Annotated in this window: 22 protein-coding genes; 12 read left to right on the top strand and 10 right to left on the bottom strand. The window is 71.5% G+C overall.

All coding sequences use genetic code 11. The features are described 5' to 3' along the window. The first annotated feature begins 34 nt into the window (after positions 1-34). Genes DQ384_RS10260 through DQ384_RS10245 form a run of 4 tightly spaced genes read left to right on the top strand, consistent with a single transcriptional unit; the run spans position 35 to position 3,857 of the window. Positions 35-937: an SDR family NAD(P)-dependent oxidoreductase gene (locus DQ384_RS10260; protein ID WP_220182881.1), complete on the top strand. Its 903-nt coding sequence runs from the start codon at positions 35-37 to the stop codon at positions 935-937. Beyond that, a complete protein-coding gene (locus DQ384_RS10255) occupies positions 937-2,172 on the top strand; it encodes an aminotransferase class I/II-fold pyridoxal phosphate-dependent enzyme (RefSeq protein ID WP_114028508.1) in 1,236 nt (411 codons plus the stop codon). Before DQ384_RS10260 ends, DQ384_RS10255 begins: the two co-directional genes overlap by 1 nt. Next, on the top strand, positions 2,169-3,143 hold the full coding sequence (locus DQ384_RS10250) for a diiron oxygenase (protein ID WP_220182880.1): 975 nt from the start codon (positions 2,169-2,171) through the stop codon (positions 3,141-3,143). The genes DQ384_RS10255 and DQ384_RS10250 overlap by 4 nt, the downstream gene beginning before the upstream one ends. 12 nt (positions 3,144-3,155) lie before the next feature. Continuing rightward, entirely contained in the window at positions 3,156-3,857 is a 702-nt protein-coding gene (locus tag DQ384_RS10245) for a tryptophan 2,3-dioxygenase family protein (protein WP_114028507.1), read from the top strand. 52 nt (positions 3,858-3,909) lie between these two features. Here the strand turns inward: DQ384_RS10245 and DQ384_RS10240 are convergent, their stop codons facing one another. Both DQ384_RS10240 and DQ384_RS10230 read right to left on the bottom strand, forming a co-directional pair. After that, positions 3,910-4,887, bottom strand: coding sequence for a LysR family transcriptional regulator (locus DQ384_RS10240; RefSeq protein WP_147268725.1), 978 nt, complete (start codon positions 4,885-4,887; stop codon positions 3,910-3,912). Between the two features lie 258 nt (positions 4,888-5,145). After that, positions 5,146-5,436, bottom strand: a complete 291-nt coding sequence (locus tag DQ384_RS10230; RefSeq protein WP_114028505.1) for a UBP-type zinc finger domain-containing protein — start codon at positions 5,434-5,436, stop codon at positions 5,146-5,148. A gap of 477 nt (positions 5,437-5,913) precedes the next feature. Between DQ384_RS10230 and DQ384_RS10225 the strand changes: the two genes are divergently transcribed. Then, positions 5,914-6,231, top strand: coding sequence for an STAS domain-containing protein (locus DQ384_RS10225; protein WP_181871128.1), 318 nt, complete (start codon positions 5,914-5,916; stop codon positions 6,229-6,231). Positions 6,232-6,373: 142 nt separating this feature from the next. Here DQ384_RS10225 and DQ384_RS10220 read toward each other — a convergent pair whose 3' ends face one another. The 3 genes from DQ384_RS10220 to DQ384_RS10210 all read right to left on the bottom strand — a co-directional run bounded on the left by DQ384_RS10220 (position 6,374) and on the right by DQ384_RS10210 (position 9,159). Continuing rightward, positions 6,374-7,438 carry a cobalamin-independent methionine synthase II family protein gene (locus tag DQ384_RS10220; RefSeq protein ID WP_114028814.1) on the bottom strand — a complete coding sequence of 355 codons (1,065 nt, stop codon included), beginning with the start codon at positions 7,436-7,438 and terminating at the stop codon, positions 6,374-6,376. 218 nt (positions 7,439-7,656) lie between these two features. Then, entirely contained in the window at positions 7,657-8,343 is a 687-nt protein-coding gene (locus DQ384_RS10215; protein WP_114028503.1) for a class I SAM-dependent methyltransferase, read from the bottom strand. Between the two features lie 171 nt (positions 8,344-8,514). Further along, on the bottom strand, positions 8,515-9,159 hold the full coding sequence (locus tag DQ384_RS10210) for a PadR family transcriptional regulator (protein WP_114028502.1): 645 nt from the start codon (positions 9,157-9,159) through the stop codon (positions 8,515-8,517). Between the two features lie 352 nt (positions 9,160-9,511). On the opposite strand from DQ384_RS10210, the gene DQ384_RS10205 reads away from it, so the two are divergent. Beyond that, a complete protein-coding gene (locus DQ384_RS10205; RefSeq protein ID WP_220182878.1) occupies positions 9,512-10,465 on the top strand; it encodes a sensor histidine kinase in 954 nt (317 codons plus the stop codon). Here the strand turns inward: DQ384_RS10205 and DQ384_RS10200 are convergent. Further along, a complete protein-coding gene (locus DQ384_RS10200) occupies positions 10,435-11,379 on the bottom strand; it encodes a hypothetical protein (RefSeq protein WP_114028500.1) in 945 nt (314 codons plus the stop codon). The two genes, DQ384_RS10205 and DQ384_RS10200, sit on opposite strands and share 31 nt — an antisense overlap. Positions 11,380-11,644: 265 nt before the next feature. On the opposite strand from DQ384_RS10200, the gene DQ384_RS10195 reads away from it, so the two are divergent. Continuing rightward, positions 11,645-11,896, top strand: coding sequence for a hypothetical protein (locus DQ384_RS10195; RefSeq protein ID WP_114028499.1), 252 nt, complete (start codon positions 11,645-11,647; stop codon positions 11,894-11,896). A gap of 319 nt (positions 11,897-12,215) precedes the next feature. Then, positions 12,216-12,407 (top strand): hypothetical protein, encoded by a 192-nt coding sequence (locus DQ384_RS10190; RefSeq protein ID WP_114028498.1) that lies wholly within the window; start codon positions 12,216-12,218, stop codon positions 12,405-12,407. 261 nt (positions 12,408-12,668) lie between these two features. Here DQ384_RS10190 and DQ384_RS10185 read toward each other — a convergent pair whose 3' ends face one another. Then, complete coding sequence (locus tag DQ384_RS10185; RefSeq protein WP_114028497.1) at positions 12,669-13,151, bottom strand: metallophosphoesterase family protein; 483 nt, start codon at positions 13,149-13,151, stop codon at positions 12,669-12,671. Between the two features lie 34 nt (positions 13,152-13,185). Beyond that, complete coding sequence (locus DQ384_RS10180; RefSeq protein WP_425451442.1) at positions 13,186-13,872, bottom strand: GntR family transcriptional regulator; 687 nt, start codon at positions 13,870-13,872, stop codon at positions 13,186-13,188. Between the two features lie 148 nt (positions 13,873-14,020). Here DQ384_RS10180 and DQ384_RS10175 point away from each other — a divergent pair, with 148 nt between their 5' ends. The 4 genes from DQ384_RS10175 (at position 14,021) to DQ384_RS10160 (ending at position 17,218) form a co-directional block, all read left to right on the top strand. Further along, the gene (locus DQ384_RS10175) at positions 14,021-14,809 is read left to right on the top strand and encodes a LamB/YcsF family protein (RefSeq protein WP_114028496.1); all 789 of its coding nucleotides are present in this window, start codon (positions 14,021-14,023) and stop codon (positions 14,807-14,809) included. Then, entirely contained in the window at positions 14,806-15,426 is a 621-nt protein-coding gene (locus DQ384_RS10170; RefSeq protein WP_114028495.1) for a 5-oxoprolinase subunit B family protein, read from the top strand. Before DQ384_RS10175 ends, DQ384_RS10170 begins: the two co-directional genes overlap by 4 nt. Then, positions 15,419-16,309, top strand: coding sequence for a 5-oxoprolinase subunit C family protein (locus DQ384_RS10165; protein ID WP_425451437.1), 891 nt, complete (start codon positions 15,419-15,421; stop codon positions 16,307-16,309). The genes DQ384_RS10170 and DQ384_RS10165 overlap by 8 nt, the downstream gene beginning before the upstream one ends. A gap of 120 nt (positions 16,310-16,429) precedes the next feature. Next, positions 16,430-17,218 (top strand): putative hydro-lyase, encoded by a 789-nt coding sequence (locus DQ384_RS10160; protein ID WP_114028494.1) that lies wholly within the window; start codon positions 16,430-16,432, stop codon positions 17,216-17,218. Between the two features lie 13 nt (positions 17,219-17,231). Here the strand turns inward: DQ384_RS10160 and DQ384_RS10155 are convergent, their stop codons facing one another. Together DQ384_RS10155 and DQ384_RS10150 are read right to left on the bottom strand one after the other, a co-directional pair. Continuing rightward, positions 17,232-18,080, bottom strand: a complete 849-nt coding sequence (locus tag DQ384_RS10155; protein WP_245966357.1) for an SGNH/GDSL hydrolase family protein — start codon at positions 18,078-18,080, stop codon at positions 17,232-17,234. Positions 18,081-18,306: 226 nt separating this feature from the next. Beyond that, positions 18,307-20,868 (bottom strand): glycosyl hydrolase family 18 protein, encoded by a 2,562-nt coding sequence (locus DQ384_RS10150; protein ID WP_114028493.1) that lies wholly within the window; start codon positions 20,866-20,868, stop codon positions 18,307-18,309. Between the last annotated feature and the right edge of the window lie 59 nt (positions 20,869-20,927).

Below are 20,927 nucleotides of genomic sequence, written 5' to 3'. Positions count from 1 at the left end.
CGGCCGGGGCCGACCGGCGGACAGGAGGCGTGCGGTGCCGGCGAGATCGCGGACGGTGCTGGTGACCGGCGGTTCGGCCGGGATCGGACGGGCGTGCGTACGGCGGTTCGCCGCCGGGGGCGACCGGGTGTGGTTCACCTATCGCTCCGGCAGGTCCAGGGCAGAGGCCCTGGTGGCCGAACTGGCCGACACGGGCGCGCAGTCCGGGGCGTTCGAGTTCGACCAGGGCGACTGGGCCAGCCACGAACAACTTCTGGACGCGCTGCCCGGCCCCGTGGACGTCCTGGTCAACAACGCGGCCGTCGGGTCCAAGACGGTGGAGGACTACGTCCCGGGCGCCGACCACGAGCGGGTGGCCGCGTTCCTGCGCATCAACAGCGTCGGCCCGCTGTGGCTGATCCAGCGGCTGCTGCCGGGCATGCTCGAACGCGGCTACGGCAAGGTGGTGAACGTCGCCAGCGTCGGCGGCGGCATCGCCGTGTTCCCCGGCTTCCACATCGCCGACGGCATGAGCAAGGCCGCGCTGGCCTACCTCACCCGGCAACTGGCCGCCGAGCTGGCGCACCGGCCGGTCGAGGTCTTCGCGGTCAGCCCGGGCGCGGTGGAGACGGCCATGCTGGAGGCGAGCACGCTGTCCGGGCTGTCGGCCGGCGAGCGGGCGGCGCTGGAGTCGCGCCTGCCCCGGGGGCGGCTGCTGCAGCCCGAGGAGATCGCCGAGGTCGTGTGGTGGCTGACCGGCGACCACGCGGTGCCGCTGCATGGAGCGGTGATCGACGCGTCCATGGGCCTCGGGGTGCACCCGGGCCTGCTGACCGGCATGCCGCCGACCTTTACCGAGATCGTGGGCGAGGACTGGCCGGCCACGGACTCGGCGAGGCGCGGCGACTCCGGGCCGGCCGCCGCGCCCGTGGGATCGCGGCCGGAAGGCGTGCGCTGATGCTGTCGCGGACCGCCCGGCGGCTCGTCGCCGACGTCCCGGCCATCGCGGCGGCGCACTTCGAGGCTGAGGCCGATCCGTACCACGCCACGGACAACCCCGGCGGCCACGTCAACCTCGGCACCGCGGACAACCGGCTCGTATGGGACCTGCTGGCCCCCCGCCTCGCGCACGCCGGCCCGCCGCGCGCGTCCGACTGCCAGTACGGGCCGCTGCACGGCACCCCCGAACTGCGGGCCGCGGTCGCCGCGCTGCTCGGGCCCCGCTGGAACACCGCGATCGACCCGGACGACCTCGTGGTGGTGAGCGGCGCGACCGCCGCGCTGGACGTCCTCGCCACCGCGCTGTGCGACCCGGGCGAGGCCATCGTGGTGCCCGCGCCGTACTACGCGGCGTTCGACACCGACCTCGCCGGCCGCTCCGGCGCCCGGCTGATCCCCGCCCCGATGGACGAGACCACCGGGTACGCCCTGGACCCGGAGGTCGTCGGCCGCGTGCTGAAAAGGGCACGCGGCGACGGCGTGGCGGTGCGCGCCCTGGCGATCACCTCGCCGTCCAACCCGGTCGGGCACGTCCACCCCGGGCCTGTGCTGCGGGAGGTGCTGCGGGTGGCGCGGGAGCACGACGTGGACGTGATCGCCGACGAGATCTACGCCCACTCGGTGTTCGGCGCGGACCCGTTCGTCAGCATGCTCGACCCCGCCGTCTCCGGCGACCATGCCCACCGTGTGCACGGCATCTGGGGCTTCGCCAAGGACTTCGGCCTGCCGGGCCTCAAGGTGGGCGTGCTGCACACGCGCGACCCGGACGTGCGCGCCGCCGCCCGTGCGCTGGCGTACTTCGCGCCCGTCTCGACCCAGACCCAGGCCACGCTGACGCGGCTGCTCGACGACGCGCTCTGGGTGCGGGACTTCCTCTACGAGTCGCGGCGCCGGCTCGGCCGCTCGTACGCGTCCGCCGCGGCGCTGCTGGCGGACGGCGGCATCCCGCACGTCGAGGCGGACGGCGGCTTCTCGATCTGGATCGACCTGAGCGGGCGCCTGCCCGACCCGACCCCCGAGGGCGAGCACGAGCTCTGGCGGCGGATCTTCCACTCCGCGCGGGTGAACGTCCTGCCCGGCGCGGTGTTCGGCTGCCCTCGGCCGGGCTGGTTCCGGCTCTGCCACGCCACGGACGCCGGCACGGTCGCCGCGGGCGTCGTCCGGCTCGCACGCGTGATGGGAGAGACGACGTGAGAAGCCCCTTCGGCCAGTGGTACGAGACGGCGGGCGTCCGGACCGGGGCCCGTCGCATGTTCGCGCAGGAGACGGCGGCCGGCAAGGTCTTCTATCCCGAGCGCCTGGTGCCGTATCTGGACCACGAGGCGCTGGCCGGCCTGCCGCCCGAGCGGCGGCGCGAGCTCACCGTCCGGCACCTCTACCAGTTCCTGCTGTCCACCACGCACCTGGAGACGCGGGTGGTCAACACCGCCGCCGAGCTGATCGCCAACAACCGCGCCGGGCTGGACCTGCCGGTGTCCGCGCGGCTGGACGCCTTCAAGGTGTACTGCGATGAGGGCTACCACGCCCTTTACAGCCTCGACCTGGCCGGCCAGATCGCGGAGGCCACCGGCATCGCGATCCCGCCGTGGGACTACGGCGGCTTCGTGTACCGGCTGGAGCTGACCGGACGCGCGTTGCTGCCGGACGCGCCGGCGCTGGTGCCGTTGCTGCAGACCGTCGTGTTCGAGACCCTCATCACCGCCGTGCTTAACGAGATCCCGAACGACCCGTCGGTGGTCGGCGTCGTCCGCGACCTGACCCGCGACCACGCCAAGGACGAGGGCCGCCACCACCGCTTCTTCTCGGGCTTCTTCGGCGAACTGTGGACCGGGCTGGACCCCGGCCTGCGCGCGCCGGTGGCCCGTACGCTGCCCGCGCTCGTCCACGCGTGCCTGACCTGGGACGTCGAGCCGGTGCGCGCCTCGCTCCTGCTGGCGGGCCTGGACGCGGCCACCGCGAACCAGGTCGTCGCGGACTGTTACCTGGGCGAGGCCGCGGCCGGGCAGCTCGCCGACACCTGCCAGGCCACCGTGCGGACCTTCCAGTCCGCGGGGGTGCTCGACGTTCCGGGAGCCGCCGAGGCGTTCGCCGCGTACCGGCTCCTTCCGTCAGAGCCGCCGACGACACAGCACCCGGCACAGCGCCCATCGTCACAGCGCCCATGAAGGGTCGGCACCATGTCACTCACCTACGACGAGTACCTGCGCCTGCCCGCCCTTCTCGGCCAGCGGCGCCCGAGGTCCGTCCCGGTCGAGCACGACGAGCTGCTGTTCATCACGGTGCACCAGGCGTGCGAGCTGTGGTTCCGGCAGATGCTGACCGAACTGGCCGACGCCCGCGACCACATGATGGCCGGCGACGGCTACCTGCCCCGCCTGCGGCTGCGGCGGTGCCACGTGATCGCGCGCATGCTGGTCGACCAGTTCGACGTCCTCGACACCATGTCCCCGCCGGACTTCCTGCGGTTCCGTGACGCGCTCGGCTCGGCCAGCGGGGCGCAGTCGGCGCAGTTCCGCGAGATCGAGCTGCTGTCCGGCGCGTCCCGTCCCGGCGCGTCCGAGCCGACGCTCTGGGACGGTTTCCTCGCCGTCCTGGTCAAGGCGGGCTTCCCCGTGGGCACGAAAGAGGACAGGTTAGCCACATACCTGGAGATCGCCGGGAACCGGGCCGATCACGCGGCGCTCTGGGACCTCGCCGAGGCCCTCGTCGAACACGACCAGGCATGGTCGGCCTTCCGCTTCCGGCACGCGCTGACGGTCGAACGCCAGATCGGCCGCAGGCCCGGCACCGCAGGCAGCACCGGCGCCGCCCACCTCACCGCCCGCCTCGGCGAGCGCTTCTACCCCGAACTGTGGGAGATGCGCTCGGCACTGCGCTGACCGCACCGACCCGCCTCGACCCGCGCGCCGGTCATACGGGCCGAGAAGAAGATCAAGCTCCGGGAGACTTCTCAGCTCGGCCGACGGCCGTCGGCGCCGGCAGGCCGGAAGGCGCGCCCGCGGGCGGAACGGTGGTGTCCAGCCAGCCGAGCCGGCGGGCCAGTTGCCTGGCGCTGTCGATGACGGTGGCGACGTGGACGGACGGGTCTCCCGAGCGCCACAGCAGCGACCACGGGTAGTGGGTGATCGGTTCGATCAGGGGTCGCCATACGGTGCCGGGCCGGTTGGAGGTGCGGGAAGAGGAGGGGACACAGAGCACGCAGCGCTGCTGGAGCACAAGGTCGGCGGCGGCGCGGGTGCTCTGGACGGTGCCCTCGTAGATGGTCGGCGTGAATCCGGCCGACCGGCACAGCTCAATGACGAACTGGTTGAACTCCGGCGTCTGGGCTTCCTCACCGAGCAGGAGCGGTTCGTCGGCGAGCGAGGCGACCGGCACGCCGGCCAGGGCGGCGAAGCGGTGAGCGTCGGGGACCAGGACGCCCAGCGGATCGAGCCGGACCAGTTCGGAGGCCACCTCGGGAGGTGTCTGGGAGGCCTGCCCGATTCCGATGTCCAGGCGACCGTCGGCGAGCTGACGGTACTGCTGGGGTGTGCTGGCCTCGACCTGGTGAATCGTGAGGTCCGGATGGCGCCGCTGGAGCGCGCGCAGGATCTGCGGCATGGAATCGTAACCGGCGTCGATGATGCCGACCCGGAGGGTGGGCGGGGAGGCGACGGCGTTGCGCGCGGCGGACGCGGCCCGGCCCACATGGTCGAGGATCTGACGTACCTCGACCAGGAAGACGGCACCGGCGGGGGTGAGCTCGACGTGGTGGGTACTGCGGTTCAGCAGCCGCACCCCGAGTTCCCGTTCGAGCCGTTGCACCTGCTGACTCAGCGCGGACTGCACGATGTGCTCACGGGTCGCCGCACGACCGAAGTGAAGTTCCTCGGCCAGCGTCACGAAGTAGCGGAGTTGGCGTAATTCCATGTACGCCACCCCCTCCCGCTCAGAGGCGCCGTCGCGGACCGACTTTCCCTACAGTAGGTCCCCGCGGTGGCCGGCAGGCGTACGGGGCACGTGCAATGGAATCGCGCAGAGCCTCGACGGCGCGCGGACTTGGTGCGCGTGGGCAAGCCCCCGAAGCTGCCCGCGCACGCGGGTCCTGTACCGGCGGGAAGAATGCGGATCGCCGGGAAGGCCGGTGAAGGCGTGGTCAGAAACGGTCATCAGCCCCTCCCCTCTCGTTCACACGGCCCGCCCATGTACGTAGCACCATCGCCAGGCCGTGACCGGCTCCAGGGCGGCGACCACCGGGTGGTCGGTCTCCTGGTAGTGCTCCCACGCGTGACCCCCCGCGGAACCATCGGAACAGGCCACCCATCCACATGTCAGGCACACCACCAAGCGCGGCCAGATGACGCGTAATTGCAAACACCTCCGACATTCCGCAATCCCGCTTTTGGCGGCCGGAACGACGTCTATGTGGTTGCAGCGCGGCGCTTGACCATTGAGGCCGGCACGCGCGCTCACATTCATGTCTTCTGTGTCCAGGGTCATGACGACCCCCCCAATGACGGCGACGCGGGTTGCGCCGGCCGATCACCTTCAGTAAACGCGATCGAGTGGGCCATGGAAACGTCCGATCGCAGCAAGCCTCATCACCGGACGCGATCACCGGGGGGTGACGTCGCACGTTACCCGCCGCCTGCCCAGGACGGAACGCCGGTCGCCGCCCGGCGTGACGACCCGCGCCGGGGCGGACGGTCTTCCCAGGAGACAGCCATGATTCGGCCCTGTAATCAGCGGTGACGATGAGCTTTGCGAAGAACTCTCGTATCCGTCCGACTTCGGATGACATTCAATGGAAATGCGCGACTACCACTCTGCCCCGTAGGAGTCGGCATGAACTCCACCTGCACGATAGGCGCACCACAACTCCATGTCGTCAAACCGTCCGCCGAATCCCCTCTCCAACTCGCCGAGGTGCCCCGCCGGCGCCCCTACTTTCTCCTGATGACCCCTCCCCGGCGCCTGCGGATCGAGGGCGACCTCGACCGCACCGCCCTGCCCACTCTCTCCCGCGTCTTGGCCGCGATGGGCAACAGTGACGGCATCCATGTCGATCTGAGCCCTCAGGTGTTCATCGACGTCGGATGCCTGCGCGCCCTGATGACGGCCGCGGGCCGGCTGGAGGGCGACCACGTTCTGACGTTGTGCTCGGCGTCCCCGTACCTGCGGCGCCTGCTCGACCTCACCGGCTGGCACGACACACCCCACCTTCGCCCGCGTCAGCCGGCGTGCCCGATTCATCGAACCTCGGTGACGCCATGACGGAAACCAGCAAGCCGAGCATGGCCCATCACCGGAGCCGATCACCCCGGCCCGCCACCCGCGCCGCGCCGATCCCCGTACGCGGCCGCCCGCCGAAGCATGACGGCCTCCCCCGCGTGCGGGGAAGGCCGTCGAGGCGTGGTCAGAGACCCAGGGACTCGGAGGCGAGGCGGGTGCCCTGGACGCGGGCCGCGATCTTGGCGAAGGCGGTGTCGCGGGAGGTGGAGGTGTCGTCGGCGAAGGGGGAGAAACCGCAGTCGTCGCAGGTGCCGAGCTGGTCGGGCGGGATGTGGCGCGCGGCGGCGAGCACGCGGTCGCGTACCTGCTCGGGGGTCTCGACGGCGGGGTCGATCGGGTCGACCACACCGACGAAGACCTTGACGCCCGGGCGCAGGTTCTCGGCGATGATGCCGAGCACCCGCTCGGGGTCGGGCTCCCCGGCGAGCTGGATGTAGAAGTTCCCCGCCTTGAGCTGGAAGAGCTTCGGCAGCAGGCCCGCGTAGTCGACGTCGGCGCTGTGCGTGGAGTCCTGGTCGCCGCCGGGGCAGGTGTGCACGCCGATGCGCGCCCGCTCGGCGTCGGTGAAGCGCTCCAGCACCTGGTTGTTGAGGGCGACGAAGTCGTCCAGCACCGACCCGCTGGGGTCGAGCTTGAGCGACAGCCGTCCCTCGGTGAAGTCGAGCTGGACGGCGTGCGCGCCCGCGTCCAGGCACTCGCGGATCTCGGTCTCGGCCTCGGCGGTCAGGTCGTCCAGGAACGCCTTGCGCGAGTAGCCGTCCACGCCGGCGGCCGGGTAGAGCAGGCTCAGCGCCGAGGGGGCGATGATCGCCTGCTTGACCGGCAGCGTCGTGTGGCCCCGCGCGGCGCGCAGGTAGGTGACGGCGTGCCGCTGGTAGCGGAACGGGCCCGCCGTCAGGCACGGCAGTTGGCGGGTGTGCCCGTCGGCGAACGGGATCACGGCGCCGTCGGGGCTCAGGGTGGTGAGCCCCGCGAGGGGGTAGGTGACGAAGCTCGGTTTGGACTGCTCTCCGTCGACGAGCACCGGCGAGCCCGCCTGCTCCAGGCGGGCCATGGTGTCGGCGATCGCCTCGTCCTGGCGGGCGACGAGCTCGGCGTCGCCGATCTTGCCCTCGGCGTGGTCGGACAGGGCCGCGAGCAGGGCGGGGGGTCGGGGGATACTGCCGATCGGTTCGGTAGGGATTCCCATGAGGTGGAGCATAGGGGGGAGATCCCGGCATCGGCAATTACCGTGCGCGCCTGCCGGTTCACGGGGTGTAGAACGGGTTCATAGGGGTGGTGGGTCGATTTACAGGGGTACGCGCGTCGGTCCACGCGCCGGTTACACCGCGATCACGTGAGCACCCCGGAGGCGACGGCTGTCCGAAACGTGGGAGACGAGCCGGACAGCCGCCGTCATTCATCGGGTCACTCCTCGTGCTTGGTCAGCACGATGTTCAGGCTGATGCCCTCGGTCTGGATCTCGCAGGTGCGGAACGCGCTCTGGGCGGCGAGGCGGCGGAAGAGCGCGGGCGAGTAGGCGCGGCGGCGCAGCCACACGAGCGGGACCTTCGTCATGAACGAGTTCACCGCGTTGAGGCCCATCCGCCGCACCTCCTCGTCGATGTCCTCCGGCGAGGAGGCCCGGTTCATGTCGTTGATGAAGGCCGTCGCCCCCGGGCGCAGGACGCGGTGCATCTCGTTGAGGGCGTCGAGCGGCCGCCCGAAGTTCTTGAACGCCGCCGCGCAGACGACCAGGTCGAAGGTCTCGTCGCCGAACGGCAGCTCGGCCGCGTCACCGTGGTGGAAGGTGACGTCGGCCCCCGCCTTCCTGGCGTTCTCGCTCGCGATCTCGACGAACGAGTGGCTGCTGTCCAGCCCGCTCACCCGGTACCCGAGCCTGGCCATCTCGACCGCGAGGTACCCCGGGCCGGGGGCGACCTCCAGGATGTCGGCCCCGCGCGGCAGTACGCCGGTCAGCCGGGCGGCGAACTCCCGGGTCTCGGCGAGCTGTGCCGCGGAGGCGCGCTGGCGGGCGTACCACCGCGCCATCCGCCCTTCCATCTGGCGGGCCTGGGTGTTGGTGCGCGCTTCTCTGGTGTGCGTGTCTTTCATGATCTCTCCGGTTTCGGATCTGGTGTCGTCCGAACCGGCCCGCGAAATCCGCCCGGCTATCCTTGCGGGTGCCACCTCGTGGCCGGGCTTGCCTTCCGTGGGCGTCGGTTCGAGGTCGAGGCCTCCGGCGGTGGTGTTGCAGCACCCCGCCGGGGGCCGTTCACCGGCGCGTCATCGCTCGCCGGTCCTTTCGGTCATCTCCGCCAGGTCGGGCGGCGGCTCCCCCGTCTCGAACCACGACCGCCACTGGTCGACGCCCGGGAACGATCCGGAGACGAGCTCGTCGAGCAGCGAGCGGATCCAGGACACCTCCGCCTCAAGCATGGCCAGGCCGTACTCCGCCTCGACCAGGAACATCCGCGAAACCGTGCGGAGGTGACCGGCCATCGCCTCGCGGTCGCCCGCGAGCCGCTCCTCCAGCAGCCGGAGCCGGTGCCGGAGCAGCCTGATCACCTCGTCCGGCCCGAGGACGCCGCAGACGGACAGGGCGGCGGCGAACTTCGGGTGCTCCACCTCGGGGGTGGCGAGCAGCTCGCGGGTCCAGTCCGCGTACTCCTCGCGACCGGCGTCGGTGATGCGGTACGTCGTCCTCTCGGGCCGGCCGCCCTGCTTCCGGGTCTCCACCGCCGCGATGAGGCCGTGCTTCTCCATGTTGCCGACGACGGTGTAGAGCGACCCCCATTTGATGTCCATGTCCTGGTCTTTGCCGCGTTCGCGCAGCAGCGAGGCCATCTCGTAGGGATGCATCGGCCTCTGGACGATCACGGAGAGGATGGCGAGCGCCAGCATGTTGCCGACCTTGCGTTTCTTCGCCATCCTGACCCCCGTAGCCGAGTACTCGTCTCCGAATATACGGACGCGAGCAGGTCATGACAAGGGCCTCCCCCTGTGTGCTTTGCCTAAAGCGGGACAAGTGGGGTTCACTTGGGAGGAAAGGGAGGTCCATCACCCGTCGCCACCCGTTCGCGTGATCGAGAGGCCGCCGGCGTGAAATCACCGCGGCACGGGGAAGTGCATATGCGGGACTACAGGGTGGTAGGCGAATGAGCTGGACGACGAGGGCGTTTCCCGGCGAGGAGCGTCTGCGGCAGACCGAGGCGCGGGAGGCCCGCGTCACCGCCATGGCGGGCGAACCGCTGTGACGCGGTCATCACCGGAACGGGCGTCCGTGGAACCGTTCCGGCACGTAGGGCTGTTCTACCGCGACGAGATCGAGCACACGTCGCTCTGCGCGGCGTTCCTGCGGGAGGCGCTGGCGCTCGGCGACCCGGCCATGGTGGCCGTGCCCGGCGGCGGCGAGGCGATCCGCGCACGGCTCGGCGACGACGCCGGCGGCGTCGTGTTCGCGGACATGGCGGTCGCGGGCCGCAACCCCGGCCGCATCATCCCGTCGGTGCTGCTGGCCTTCGCGCACGCGCACCCCGGGCGCCGCGTCTGGATCATCGGGGAGCCGATCTGGAAGGGCCGCACCGAGCTGGAGTACCCGGCCTGCGCCGCGCACGAGGCCCTGATCAACGCCGCCTTCGCCGGCCGTGAGGCGACCATCCTCTGCCCCTACGACGTCACGGCGCTGGAGGAGCACGCGCTCGCCGACGCCGAGCGCACGCACCCCATACTCCAGGACGCGGCGAGCACGTGGCCGAGCCCCGGCTACACCGACCCCGTGGAGACCGCCGCCCTGTTCGACGAGCCGCTGCCCGCGCCCCCGCCGCACGCCGCGTCCCACACCTTCAACGGCACGGGCGGGCTCCCGGGCGTGCGCGCCTTCCTCGCCGACTGCGGCGCGGCCGCGGGGCTGGACGAGCGCCGCGTCGGCGATCTTCTCATCGCGATGAACGAGCTGGCGACCAACACCGCCGAGTACACCTGCGGACCCGGAACGGTGACGGTCTGGCTCGAAGACGGCACGCTGGTGTGCCAGCTGGACGACTCGGGGCTCCTCACCGACCCACTCGCCGGGCGGATCCCCCCGCCGGACCACACCACGCGGGGCCGCGGCCTGGTCATCGTCAACGAGCTGGCCGATCTGGTGCGAATCCACCATCGCCCTTCGGGCACCAGCGTGCGCCTGCACTTCGATCTCGCGAGGACCTACCAGGGGACGACCGGATACCAGCCGTAGCCGAACATCGACGGCAGGCGGATGTCCCAGTAGATCAGGGTGAACGAGCCCGCGACGAGGAAGGCGACCGCCCCGACCGTCGCCAGGCGTCCGGGACTGGCCGCCAGCCACCGGGGGAAGCGGCCGCGGGCGGCGAGCATGAGGACGGCGAAGAGCACCGCCATCACGACGATGTTGCCGAGGGACTGCAGGATGAACACCGCGGCCCCGTACAGGGGATTGTGGATCTCGGCGGCGTACTCGAACAACTTGTGGAACAGCGGGAACGGACGGCCGATGAGGAAGCCGCCGACCAGCGCGCCCAGCACGACCAGGCGCACGTTCGGGTAGCGGCGCTCCAGCCCCGCCAGTGGATCGGGCACGATCTTCAGCGAGGCCAGGCCGAGCCAGATGAAGGCCAGCCCGACCAGCCCGAAGACCACGGACGCCTGGAGCAGCCGCACGGGCAGGCCGTCGCCGACCGTCGCCTGGGAGAGCTGCGGCAGGCGTTCGCCGAGGAGCGCCCCGACGGCGCCGTACACCCCGCTGACGACGATCATGCCGAGGGCGAGGCGGCTGAGCGGGCGCAGCGTCTCACGCAGGCGGGCACGCCAGGACGCGCCCTCGCGGACCAGCGGGATCACCGCGCCGAACGCGGCCACGTTGCAGGCGGTGAACGTGCCGGCCAGCCCGGACACGAACGCGAAGATCGCCCCGGCGACGACGCCGGTGATGGCGGTGCCCTTGGCGTCGTAGCCGAGCAGGGTGTTGGCGACGTTGTCGCCGATGACGCTGTCGACGAAGTGGAAGGACCACAGGGAGGCGGCGACCGCGCCGGCGAGGACGCTGAGGAGGACGAGACGGGCCCGGCTTCGGGCGGCGACGGCGGGGGAATCGGGGGAACGGTGGCTGTCGGCGGCTTCGGTCAACGTCATGACGCACCCTCACAAGATCGAAGGTCAGGGGAGTCGGGGAGGCTGGATACCGATGGGCGATCAGTTCCCCTGTGACTTTGCGATCGAGGATGGGCATCGTCAAGGAAATATCCCCCTATAGGGGTCACAGGGATAGATCAGGAGCTTTTAAGCTCTTTCGCCGTTCATCGATAGGGGTGTCGCTTGGGTACCGATTCGGCGGAGAGTACGCTGGGTTCCACGCCGGTCATTTCCAGCGCGGTCGATATCACCCGGACGGTCATCCATGGCGGACACCGACCCCACGTGCGAACTGCACATCCGCATGACCGGGCAGGCCCACGACCAGATGCTCCGCCTGCACGGTGACCAGCCCAGCGAGGACGACCTCGCCTCGTGGATGCAGGACGGGGCGGTGGTCAGGCTTCTGGTCAGCGAGACGGCGAACCGGCCGCCGCACACCATTCTGGTGAATTTCGGAAGCGTCGTCCTGGCGTGGCTGGGCCCCTTCAAGTCCGACCGAGGCGTCGGGTTCTGATCCCGGCGGCCCCCGCGGCCCCGCCCCCCGAAGATCACTATCGTCGCGCCGCCCCTCGCCTGACGCGCGCGGCCGCGACCCGTCCCCGGGACGCCGCACCGGTCGCCCGAATGACCGCCTCCGCAGTCACAGGAGCCCACCTTTTCCCAATAATCCCATCCGTACTGCGCGGAATGCCGCTATCGAAGAACCCCCATGGGCCCCGGCGCCGCAGAAGCATGCCGATAGAGCCTGGATAGCGACCCCTAATAACTTCGTCATTGCGAGCAGGAAAACGGCACTGACGTGAGCCACCGGCCACAGACGAGGGGTCAGCCCGATGAGGAACCACATCAAGACCACCGCCACCCGGATCATCGTTCTCGCGGCCATCGCCACCGGCGGCGCCGCCCTCACGACGACGGCCATCGTCGCAAGTGCCCAGCCCACCGCGGTCGTGAACCTCGCCGACGGCACCACCGCGACCCCCACCCCCACGCCGACGCAGAACGGCAACACCCCCTGGGGATGATCGCCTGATCGGGCGGACAGGACGAGACGGCTGGAGCGGAGGCTCCGGCCGTTCTTTCTTTTGGGCCCCCTATTGGGCGTCCGGCTCGGACGGCCGCCCGTCGCCGAAATAACGCGCCGCGCACACCCGCGCGTAACTCGGAATCAACCCCGCCGCGGTAATGACCGCGCCGCCACGCGACTGAATGCGCGAATTGACACCCCCGATTTCATCCGCCCGGAAGGACCGCGCGGACCACGGACCCCCGCCGACGCCGCGCCCTCAGGTCACGGGCACGATCTCGGCCGACAGCAGGCGCCCGCGCTCGACGCTGAGCAGGCCGATCGTGCCGTGCGGCTGGCGGCGGCGGTCGGTCGGCGAGCCGGGGTTGAAGATGCGCAGGCCCTGCTCCTCGTGGTCGAGCGGAATGTGCGAGTGGCCGAAGACGACGAGCCGCGCGCCGGGGAAACGCCGCCGCATGCGCGCCCAGCGGCCCGCCGCCGCGCCGCTGTCGTGGATCATCGCGACCGGCAGCCCGTCGAGGTCCAGCTCCAGGGTCTCGGGGGCGAGGATGTCAGGGCCGTCGTTGTTGCCCTTGACGACGTGGACGGGCGCGTAGGCGGCCAGCTCGTCCAGCACCGACGCCGTGCACACGTCCCCGGCGTGCAGGATCACGTCGGCCCCGCGCAGGTACTCGGCCACCCTGGGCGGGCACGCCTTCCACCGCCTCGGGGCGTGGGTGTCCGACAACGCCACCACTCTCATGAGGGTCCCCTACCCGCGCGGGCGCGCCGGCGGCTCAGGAATGCGCGCGGACGAGCTGCGCCTCGGCGTCGGCGAGGTAGTCGTCCAGCAGGCGCTCGGCTCCCCCGGCGTCACCGGCCTCGATCAGCTTGAGGATCTCGCGGTTGCGCCCGATGTAGGGCTCGTGGAAGGCTCGCGGGTTCTTCATCGCGAGGAAGGTCAGCCGGAGCTCGGCGAGCACCTGGCGCATCATCTCGTCGAGCCGCTCGCTGCCCGCCAGCGCGACGACGGCCTGGTGGAAGCGCATGTTCCCGGTGCCGACGTCGTGCCAGCGCTCCTGCGCCGCCGCGCGCCCGGCCTCTGCGAGCGCCTCGCGCAGGGCGGCCAGCGCCTGCGGCGAGGGCGGGACGGCGCCCCGGATCGCGGCGCACTCGACGAGCCTGCGGACGCGGTACAGGTCGACGACGTCCTCGGCGGTGAGGCGGCGGACGAACACGCCGCGGTTGAGCTGGTGGACGAGCAGCCGCTCGTGGGACAGCAGGCGGAAGGCCTCTCTCAGCGTGTTGCGGGAGACGCCGAGGGCCGTGCCGATCGTCTCCTCCGACAGCCGCGCGCCGGGCTCGAAGACGCCCTCGGTGATGCGCTCGCGCAGGATGGCCGCCACGCGTTCGGCCGTGCTGGTGCGCCCGAGCAGGTCGCGATCCATGGCCAGCCGTTCGGCCGCCGCCTCCGCGCTATCGATCACGACCGTTCCGCCCTCTCCCTGTCGTGGACGGAAGAATTTTAGCACCAGGCTATTGTCAGATCGTAGAACGATCCTTATGTTGAATGTGTCACACACGCGCGGAACGACCACACTGGAATGAGAACAGCGAACCCCGGAGCACGACATGTCTCGCCTGATCGAAACGATCGACCTCAACTCCGACCTCGGTGAGGGGTTCGGCCGCTGGGAGCTCGGCGACGACGAGGCGCTGCTGGCCATCGTCACCAGCGCCAACGTCGCCTGCGGATTCCACGCGGGAGACCCGACGATCATGCGGCGCACGTGCGAGACGGCCGTCGCGCGCGGGGTCGAGATCGGCGCGCAGGTCGGCTACCGCGACCTGGCGGGCTTCGGGCGCCGCTTCATCGAGGTGCCGCCAGAAGACCTGGCCGACGAGATCATCTACCAGATCGGCGCCCTGGACGCGTTCGCGCGCCTGGCCGGCGGCCGGGTGGGGTACGTCAAGCCGCACGGCGCGCTCTACAACGCGATCGTCCACCACGAGGTGCAGGCCGCCGCCGTCGTGGCGGCGGTCCGGGCCTACGACCCGGGTCTGCCGGTCCTCGGCCTGCCCGGCTCGGCATGGCTGCGCATCGCCGAGGCCGCCGGGCTCACCCCTATCGCCGAGTTCTTCGCCGACCGCGCCTACACCCCGGAAGGCACGCTGGTGCCGCGCGGCCTTCCCGGCGCGGTGCTGCACGACCCGGAGGCGGTGGCGCGGCGCTGCCTGCGCCTGGTCCAGGGCGAGCCGGTGGAGGCCGTGGACGGCACGCCGTTGAGGGTGCGGGCGGCGTCGATCTGCGTCCACGGGGACAGCCCGAACCCGGTGCCCATGGCACGCAGGGTCCGCGAGACGCTCGCCGAGGCCGGGTGCCGGGTCGCTCCTTTCGTAAGCCATGTGAGGAACGGATGAACCCGCGGTTCCGGCGCTGCGGCGACCAGGCCGTCCTGGTCGAACTGGGCGGCGCGGCGGAGGTGCTCGCCCTGTACGACACGCTCGCGGCCGACCCTCCGCGCGGGGTCACCGACCTCCTCCCCGCCGCGCGCACCCTGCTGGTGCGCTTCGAGCCCCCTGCCCATTGGGGGGCGGTCGAGTCGGCGGTCCTGAACGCGCGCCCGGCCGCGGGGCCGCGCGTGGCGGCGGGCGAGGTGACGGTCCCCGTGGTCTACGACGGGGACGACCTCGCCGACGTCGCCGTACTGACGGGGCTGTCCGAGCGCGAGGTGGTCGAGGCGCACACCGGCATGCCGTGGACGGTGGCGTTCTCCGGCTTCGCCCCCGGGTTCGCCTACCTCGTCGGCGGCAACCCCAGGCTGCGCGTCCCCCGCAGGACCGAGTCGCGTGTGCGGGTGCCGGCCGGGGCGGTGGCGCTGGCGGCCGGGTTCAGCGCGGTGTACCCGCGCGAGTCCCCCGGCGGATGGCGGCTCATCGGCCGCACGGACCTGCCGGTGTGGGACGTCGCCGCCGACCCGCCCGCGCTGCTGCGGCCCGGCGCGCGCGTCCGGTTCGTGGAGGTCCGTCGTGGGTGAGGCGGCCCGCCTGCTGGAGGTGGTCGCCACCGGGCCGATGGCGAGCGTGCAGGACCTCGGGCGTCCCGGGCGGGGCGATCTCGGCGTGGGACGCTCCGGCGCGGCCGACCGGGGCTCCCTGCGGCTCGCCAACCGGCTGCTGGCCAACCCCGAGGGCGCGGCGGCCCTGGAGGTGACGCTGGGCGGCCTGGCCGTCCGCGCCCACGGCGACCTGCTCATCGCGCTGAGCGGCGCGCCGTGCAGGGCCACGGTGGTCGACGCGTCGGGGCGGGCGCGCGACATCGGCCACCACGCCGTCGAGCGCCTGCCGGACGGGGCGACGCTGCGGCTGGGGGTGCCGAGGTGCGGTCTGCGTACGTACGTGGCGGTCCGGGGCGGGCTGGACGTGCCCGTGGTCCTCGGGTCGCGGGCCACGGACTTCATGGCGGGGCTCGGCCCGGAGCTGCCCAGGCCCGGCACGCTGTTGCCGGTCGGCCCGCCGCCCGGGCGGTTCCCCGGCGTCGACCTGGCGCCGGTCGCCGAGCCGCGCGACGACGTGCCCCTGCTCGCCGTCCTGCCGGGGCCGCGCGACGACTGGTTCACCTCGGGCGCGCTGCGGGCGCTGTGCGCGGAGCCGTACGAGGTGACGGCGGACAGCAACCGGGTCGGCATCCGGCTGCGCGGGCCGGTACTGGAACGCGTGCGGGACGGGGAGCTGCCGCCGGAGGGCATGGTGCCGGGGGCGCTCCAGGTGCCGCCGTCGGGGCAGCCGACGCTGTTCCTGGCCGACCATCCGGTGACCGGGGGTTATCCGGTGATCGCGGTGGTGCGCACGCGGGACGTGGACCGCGCGGCCCAGGTCCGCCCCGGCCAGCGGGTCCGGTTCCGGCTGAGCCCGCACTAGAGGCGCCCGCCCGTACGGGCTTCCGGTTCCCGCCTCGCCCGTACGACGCGGGCGGGGGTTCTCGGTCGGGACGGTCGCGGACGGCGCGGCCGGACGGCGAACAGGCAGAACGGAGAGATGATGACATTGCTCGATCCGGCGCTCGTCACCCCGCGCGACGCGCGCGCCGCCTTCCGCGAGGGCGTGGTGACCCCCACCTCCGGCTGGTCGGCGGGCTGGACGCAGGCCAACCTGCTCGCCGTCCCCAGGGACCGCGCCTACGACTTCCTGCTGTTCGCGCAGCGCAACCCGCGGGCGTGCCCGGTGCTGGACGTGACCGAGCCCGGGGAGCACGCCGCCTCCATCTTCGACGGCGACCTGCGCACCGACCTCCCCCTCTACCGGGTGTACGAGCACGGCGAGCAGGTCGCCGAGGTGCCCGACGTGCGCGCGTACTGGCGCGACGACCTGGTGTGCTTCCTGATCGGCTGTAGTTTCACGTTCGAGGCGGCGCTGCTGGCGGCCGGGGTGCCGGTACGCCACCTCGAGGCCCGGACCAACGTCCCGATGTACCGGACCAACCGCGAGTGCCGCCCGGCCGGGGACCTGTCGGGGCCGCTGGTGGTGTCGATGCGGCCGGTGCCGTCCGGGCTGGTCGCGACGGCGGTGCGGATCACCTCGCGCTACCCCGCCGTCCACGGCGCCCCCGTGCACGTCGGCGACCCGGCGGCGCTGGGCATCACCGACCTCGGTCGGCCGGACTACGGCGACCCGGTGGAGGTGCGCGCGGGCGAGCTTCCGGTCTTCTGGGCCTGCGGGGTGACGCCGCAGGCGGCCGTGACCGCGTCACGGCCGCCCTTCGCGATCGGGCACGCGCCCGGGCACATGGCGATCACCGATGCCCGGGACGACGCCTACGTGGTGCCCTGACGCCTGGTGATCCCTACCAGCCGAAACCGGCGGCGTAGGTCACCGAGGCGAGCACCTGCTGGCCGGTGGTGTTGGGGTGGAAGTAGTCCCAGGTGCTGATCTGGGAGAGGGCGAACCGGTAGTTGAACACCGCGCCGCCGTCGTACTTGCAGGTGGCCACCTCGCCGCACACGCGGGCGAGCACGGCGTTGAAGTCGGCGACGCGCTGGCGCACGCGGTCGCGCCGCGCGACGTCGGCGGCGCTGGTGGACGTGGGGTTGGCGAGCAGCGACTGGCAGATGCCGAACGCCGACCAGGCCGTGCGGGCGGCGGTGCTGTCCTTGCCGACCTCCCACAGCCGCTTCACGTCGGGAACGCTGGCGACGAAGATCGCCGCCCCGGGAAGGCCGGTCGTGAGCGTGCTCATCGCCGAGCGGAACCGGGCCTCGAAGTCGCCGACCGAGGTCATCGTGGACTCCGAGGAGGTGCACGCGTCGTTGGCGCCGATGAGGATCGTGACATAACCGACGCGCTGGGAGACGGCCTGCTGGGCCTGGCCGGTCATGTCGGCGACCTGGGCGCCCGTCTTGCCGTCGTTGTAGGCGACGAGGGACGGGGAGACGCCGCGGATGCGCAGGTAGTGGCTGTTGACGGAAGAGGTGGACCCGGTGGACCACGACCGGGACGTGCAGTCGACGTAGAACCCGCACGCGTTGAAGCCGCGGGTGATCGAGTCGCCCATGGACGCCATGGACGTGGGGACGGGCGGCGCGGCGGCCGAGGTCGCGGGAGCGGCGACCACGGCGACGACGGCCAGCAGGCTGACGAGAGCGGAGAGGACGGCGATGACGCGAAGGCTGGGGGTGGGGCGCGGGACTGGCAAGCGGGCCTCCTGGGGCTGATCCCCCGTGGCAACGGTTGATCAGAATGTCAGCCCGCTTGACCTGATTTACAAGTTCCCATTACAAATTACTGACCCGTAGGTAACATCGGTGAGGTCCCGGCACGGGCGCCCGTGCCGGGACCTGACCACCGCGAACGGTGCGGCCGGCCGCCCCGGAAGACGACCGGCCGCGATCCGTCTGACAAGTCCGCAGGGCCTTGGAGCGCTACCTCAGCGCCGCGTCCAGGGCGGTGGTGAGGGTGCCCGGGTCACCGGACATCTCCCAGATCATCGCCCCGAGCAGGTTCTTCGATCGCAGCCACGCGGCCTTCTTCTGGATCGCCCACGTGTCGTCGAAGCTCCACCACTGCCCGCCGTTGCCGGTGTAGCAGTACGTGGCCACCGCGACCTCGTCGTGCCGCACGGTGCATCCCGGCACGCTCGCCACGAGGTTGGCGTAGCCGCGCGTGCCCGCCTCCTCCTGGAACTGGCCGGGCGCCGCGCCGGTCGCCGACTGCCACTCGCCGAACCTGCCGCCGTCCGCCACGCCCTGCCAGCCGCGCCCGTAGTAGGCGAGGCCGATGGTCAGCTTGCGGGGGTTCACCCCGGCCTGGAGGTACACGTTGATCGCGTTCTCCACGCTGAAGTGGAAGTTGTACGGGTCGTCGGCGTCGGCGTACAGGTTGCCCTGGTGGCCGGTCCGGTTGGGCTCCCACGAGTTGTCGCTGCCGGCGCCGTGGAAGTCGTAGCCCTGCACGTTGAAGATGTCCAGGGACTTGGCGACCTCCGCCAGGTCCCAGCCTGCGGCGATCTTCGCCGGGTCGGCCGGGGTGAACGCGGTGAGCTGGTAGCGCTTGCCGGTCTCCAGCGTCAGCGCGTCGAGCTGCCTGCGGAACTCGGCGATCAGCAGGGTGTTGTTGGCCTTGTCATTGGCCCCGATGTGGTTGCCCGCGTGCCCCTCGGCGCCCGGCCACTCCCAGTCCAGGTCGATCCCGTCGAAGATGCCGGCGGCGCTGCCGGGGCCGCCCGCGCCGTTGTAGACGGGCAGGTTGCCCTTGATGTAGGTGTCGATGCAGGAGGCCACGAACTTCTTGCGCGCCGCGTCTGTGGCCGCCACGTCGGAGAAGTACTTGGAGTACGTCCAGCCGCCGATCGAGATGAGGATCTTGAGGTTGGGGTACTTGGCCTTGAGCTTCTTGAGCTGGTTGTAGTTGCCGCGCAGGCTCTCCCAGCCGGTGTCGCCCTGGCCGTCCACCGACTGCGCGGCGCTCATCGGCCGCCCGTAGTCGGCGTCCGCGTCGCCCGCGCCGTCGCCCTGGTTCGGGTCCTGCGGGTTGGCGGTCGTGCCCCGGGTCACGCCCTGGAGGCAGGTCAGGTTCTGCGGGTCGATGTTGGCGAACGCGTAGTTCAGGTGGGTCAGCTTGGCGGCGGCGCCCGTCGTGTCCAGGTTCTTCACGAAGTACTGGCGGCCGTAGATGCCCCACTGCACGAAGTAGCCGACCCGCGCGTAGCCGCTGCCGATGACGTCGGTCGTGCTGACCTTGAGCGCGGCGCTCGGCGCGGAGAGGTTGTCGTACAGGTCGCGCGCCCGCACGGTGAAGGTGTACTCGGTGGACGGCGAGAGGCCGGTGACCGTGGCCGAGGTGCCGATGACGCTGGTGGCGAGCGTCGGCCCGTTGTAGACGTCGTACCCGGCGACGCCCTTGTTGTCGGTGGAGGCGGTCCACGCGAGCGCGATCTCGGCGGGGCCGGTGGACGTGCTGCGCAGGCCGGTGGGCACGGTCGGCGCCTGGGTGTCGTCCGCCGGGTTGCTCGTGGTCACCGCGAGGGCGGCGCTCGCCGGGCCGAGGTTGCCCTTGAGGTCCTTGGCCTTGACCGTGAACGAGTACGCGGTGTTCGGGGTGAGGCCGGTCACCGTCGCGGCGGTGCCGGTCACCGTGGCCGCGAGCTCGGCGCCCTTGTAGACCTGGTAGCCGGTGATCGGCAGGCTGCCGCCGGTGGAGGCGTCCCACGCCAGCGAGACGGTCCTGGTGGTCTTGACCGGCGAGCGCAGGTTCCCGGGCGCGCCGGGCGGGGTGTCGGCCGCGCCGTCGCAGCGCACGTCGTTGACCCGGCAGTTCGACGGCGAGGCCGACGCGCTGCTGAGCGTGAACGACGGGCTGTACGGCTCGGTGCTCCGGTTCGCGCCGATCGTCGTGTTGTAGTACACGGGCGTGAGCGTGACGTGGGTGCCGCTCTGGCTGATCGTCGCGTTCTGCGCGCCGCTCGCGGTGACGCCCGAGGGCAGGTCGAACGTGATCGACCAGCCGTTCAGCGCGGTGGCGGTGTTGTTGTTGACGACGTACGTGCCGCGGGTCCCCGAGGCGGAGTAGGTCGCGGTCACCGGCGCCGGGGGCGGCGGGTCGTCTCCGCTGCCGTCACAGTTGGCGCCGCCGATCGTGCAGTTCGCCGGCTGCGCGGCCGCGCTCAACGTGAAGGCCGGGCTGTACGGCTCGGTGTTCTTGCCCGGCTGGACGGTGGCGATGTAGTACGCCGGGTTGAGCGTGACGCGCGTCCCGCTCTGGGTGGCGGTGGCGTTCTGGGGGTTGGAGACGGTCACTCCGGCGGGGAGGTCGAACTGGATCGACCAGCCGGTCACGGCGGTGGTGCCCGGGTTGCTCACGACGAACTTGCCCTGGGTGCCGGTCAGGGTGAACGCCGCGGTGAGGCGGGCCGCCGCCGCGTTCACGGGGATCGCCAGGGCAGTCGCCACGAGCGCGAGCAGCAGTACAACGGAGAATCGGCGCATGTGGGAGCTCTTTCCTTTAGGAAAGTTTCCTAAGAGTTGCGTGCAACATAACTCCGGGC

The organism is Sphaerisporangium album, from assembly GCF_003323745.1.
In the GTDB taxonomy this organism is placed as follows: domain Bacteria; phylum Actinomycetota; class Actinomycetes; order Streptosporangiales; family Streptosporangiaceae; genus Sphaerisporangium; species Sphaerisporangium album.
Note: the sequence above shows the minus strand (reverse complement) of the source record. Positions and strands in the feature narration are given on the sequence as shown.

Bases quoted from the DNA above. Each gene is read 5' to 3' on its own strand.
- DQ384_RS10220 (WP_114028814.1), bottom strand. From the start codon at position 7,438: ATGGGAATCCCTACCGAACCGATCGGCAGTATCCCCCGACCCCCCGCC.
- DQ384_RS10195 (WP_114028499.1), top strand. From the start codon at position 11,645: ATGGCGGACACCGACCCCACGTGCGAACTGCACATCCGCATGACCGGG.
- DQ384_RS10210 (WP_114028502.1), bottom strand. From the start codon at position 9,159: ATGGCGAAGAAACGCAAGGTCGGCAACATGCTGGCGCTCGCCATCCTC.
- DQ384_RS10245 (WP_114028507.1), top strand. From the start codon at position 3,156: ATGTCACTCACCTACGACGAGTACCTGCGCCTGCCCGCCCTTCTCGGC.
- DQ384_RS10215 (WP_114028503.1), bottom strand. From the start codon at position 8,343: ATGAAAGACACGCACACCAGAGAAGCGCGCACCAACACCCAGGCCCGC.
- DQ384_RS10225 (WP_181871128.1), top strand. From the start codon at position 5,914: ATGACCCCTCCCCGGCGCCTGCGGATCGAGGGCGACCTCGACCGCACC.
- DQ384_RS10160 (WP_114028494.1), top strand. From the start codon at position 16,430: ATGACATTGCTCGATCCGGCGCTCGTCACCCCGCGCGACGCGCGCGCC.
- DQ384_RS10200 (WP_114028500.1), bottom strand. From the start codon at position 11,379: ATGACGTTGACCGAAGCCGCCGACAGCCACCGTTCCCCCGATTCCCCC.
- DQ384_RS10150 (WP_114028493.1), bottom strand. From the start codon at position 20,868: ATGCGCCGATTCTCCGTTGTACTGCTGCTCGCGCTCGTGGCGACTGCC.
- DQ384_RS10255 (WP_114028508.1), top strand. From the start codon at position 937: ATGCTGTCGCGGACCGCCCGGCGGCTCGTCGCCGACGTCCCGGCCATC.
- DQ384_RS10175 (WP_114028496.1), top strand. From the start codon at position 14,021: ATGTCTCGCCTGATCGAAACGATCGACCTCAACTCCGACCTCGGTGAG.
- DQ384_RS10240 (WP_147268725.1), bottom strand. From the start codon at position 4,887: ATGGAATTACGCCAACTCCGCTACTTCGTGACGCTGGCCGAGGAACTT.
- DQ384_RS10190 (WP_114028498.1), top strand. From the start codon at position 12,216: ATGAGGAACCACATCAAGACCACCGCCACCCGGATCATCGTTCTCGCG.
- DQ384_RS10170 (WP_114028495.1), top strand. From the start codon at position 14,806: ATGAACCCGCGGTTCCGGCGCTGCGGCGACCAGGCCGTCCTGGTCGAA.
- DQ384_RS10230 (WP_114028505.1), bottom strand. From the start codon at position 5,436: ATGAATGTGAGCGCGCGTGCCGGCCTCAATGGTCAAGCGCCGCGCTGC.
- DQ384_RS10185 (WP_114028497.1), bottom strand. From the start codon at position 13,151: ATGAGAGTGGTGGCGTTGTCGGACACCCACGCCCCGAGGCGGTGGAAG.